Source organism: Thiorhodococcus minor (assembly GCF_010820565.1).
Taxonomy (GTDB): domain Bacteria; phylum Pseudomonadota; class Gammaproteobacteria; order Chromatiales; family Chromatiaceae; genus Thiorhodococcus; species Thiorhodococcus minor.
The window spans coordinates 1-1,821 of sequence record NZ_JAAIJQ010000231.1 but is presented as its reverse complement, the minus strand read 5'-3'; the positions used below and the strand labels follow the sequence as shown (position 1 = coordinate 1,821).

The 1,821-nt window shown below is 62.3% G+C and carries 3 protein-coding genes; 1 reads left to right on the top strand and 2 read right to left on the bottom strand.

Features of this window, described 5'->3' with window-relative positions; all coding sequences use genetic code 11:
- Positions 1–199 precede the first annotated feature (199 nt).
- Complete coding sequence (locus G3446_RS26560) at positions 200–1,123, bottom strand: tyrosine-type recombinase/integrase (RefSeq protein WP_164456660.1); 924 nt, start codon at positions 1,121–1,123, stop codon at positions 200–202.
- The gene (locus tag G3446_RS26555; protein WP_209262653.1) at positions 1,116–1,310 is read right to left on the bottom strand and encodes a site-specific integrase; all 195 of its coding nucleotides are present in this window, start codon (positions 1,308–1,310) and stop codon (positions 1,116–1,118) included. Before G3446_RS26555 ends, G3446_RS26560 begins: the two co-directional genes overlap by 8 nt.
- Positions 1,311–1,453: 143 nt before the next feature.
- On the opposite strand from G3446_RS26555, the gene G3446_RS26550 reads away from it, so the two are divergent.
- Positions 1,454–1,594 (top strand): hypothetical protein, encoded by a 141-nt coding sequence (locus tag G3446_RS26550; protein WP_164456502.1) that lies wholly within the window; start codon positions 1,454–1,456, stop codon positions 1,592–1,594.
- Positions 1,595–1,821: the final 227 nt, after the last annotated feature.

The window sequence follows — 1,821 nt, the reverse complement described above, 5'->3', positions numbered from 1 at the left end:
GAGCGTCAGGGCGACCTCTTCAACGACGATTTCGACGATCCGATCTCCTTCTGAAAGACCTCAACGCGGCGGGCCGATGGCCGCCGGGACAGCCCACGGCACCCGAAGGCGAGCCCTCTACACGCCTCGCCAACCTCTGACCCAGGCAACCCCTTCGCCTCAAACTATTCCACCTCCTACCATGACCTCACCGGGGTGATCAGTGCGGGAAAGACACCGGTCTGGGACGCGAAATAACTCGGGAAATGGCCGGTGAAAAAATGTGAGAGACAACAGCATGCCCGAGCCAAGCCCGGATCGTATTGATATCCACGCCGGCGCGCAGGAGAAAGACGGCAGTGGTATGGCGCAGCGAATGCGGGCTGACGCGTTTGCTCGCCAGCGAAGGGAGTTTGGCCGCTGCTTTTTGGGCGCAACGCTCCACCAGAGTGTGGATACCAAAGCGCGTGATCGGTTGGCCGCATCGGTTGAGGAACACGGCCTCGGTCGGTGCGCGTTCCGCCACCAAGGGCGCGAGCGTCTGCACGGTCGTGGACCACAGCGGGCAAAAGCGGATCTTGTTGCCTTTGCCCAGCAACCGAACCGAGGGTTGAGCCAAGTCGAGGTCGGCGATCGTCAACCCGGCCGCCTCACTCGCCCTTGCCCCTGAGTTGAACAGGAAGAGCAACAGCGCGTAGTCGCGCCGCCCTTGGCTGGTCGTGCGATCCGGCGCCCGGAGCAGGGCATCCATTTCCGGTTTTTCCAGATAAGGCACGGCCGGTTGACCGGTTTTCTTGAAAGGAATACGGCGAATTTCTCCGCACCAGGCAATATGCTCCGGACTGTACTCGGCCACAAAGCCAGCGAAAGCGCGAATGGCCGCCAGGCGCTGATTCCGTGTGGCACACGTGCAATGACGCGCTTCCTCGACAGACTGCAGGAAAGCGCGCACAGACTCCGCGCTGACCTGCTCCACGCTCAAACGATCAAGGGATTGATGACAGCGTACGGCGACGAAAGGCAGCAGGAGGCGCAGTGCATCACGGTAACTCAGCTGCGTCTGACGCGACAGATTGCGTTCGACGATGAGATGCTCAAGCAAGAAGCGGCGGACCCAAGGACCCAGCAGAGCGGTATCATTCATGACTGACCTCCGGCTGGATATAGTGCTCAAAGCGACGACTCGCTTCCTGCAGCAATGCCGGCGTCATCGTCAGATAGCGCTGGGTGGCCGCGACATCGACATGCCCCAGATAGGTTGCCAGTTTCGGCAACAGCCGTTGCACGTCGGCACCCTCGCGATACCAGGCGACGAGACGGTGGACGGCCATGGTGTGGCGCTTATGCCGCGCGCGGCATAAACGCCATCATGCCGACAACCCGATTATGCCGAATCAAGCGGCCGGCGATCGGCCGGCGGCGCTCTGGCGTTGCTTGCAGTCGGCATAATCAGAGGCCTTCGAGGAAGGGGGGGATGATGGGTTTCGCTGCGCTCTACCCATCCTACGTGGTGGCTTGGTTAATCGGCTTCGTCGGCGGGGATGTCGAATGGCGCGCTGCCGCCGACGGGCCAATCGGCGGGGTAAATGCCTTGGCGAACGGCGCGATGGAATGAGCAAGGTAGGATGGGTAGAGTGACCACGCTATGACGCTGCCCCTTGGCACGGACGCCGACTGGTCACGAAACCCATCGATCCACTGGAGGCGTCCGCCGCGTGAGCCGGCGGCGCGAAGCCGCGCGGGATTGTCCCGGCGCGTGCAGGGGGCTACAGTTCTCGGCCATCTGGACAGGGGAGATGGGGATGGCCAAGCACCACGACACCGGCTACAAGGAGCTGTTCA

What these genes read in the sequence shown, in the direction of transcription:
- G3446_RS26550 (WP_164456502.1), top strand. Translation starts at nt 1,454, where the DNA reads ATGATGGGTTTCGCTGCGCTCTACCCATCCTACGTGGTGGCTTGGTTA.
- G3446_RS26555 (WP_209262653.1), bottom strand. Translation starts at nt 1,310, where the DNA reads ATGGCCGTCCACCGTCTCGTCGCCTGGTATCGCGAGGGTGCCGACGTG.
- G3446_RS26560 (WP_164456660.1), bottom strand. Translation starts at nt 1,123, where the DNA reads ATGAATGATACCGCTCTGCTGGGTCCTTGGGTCCGCCGCTTCTTGCTT.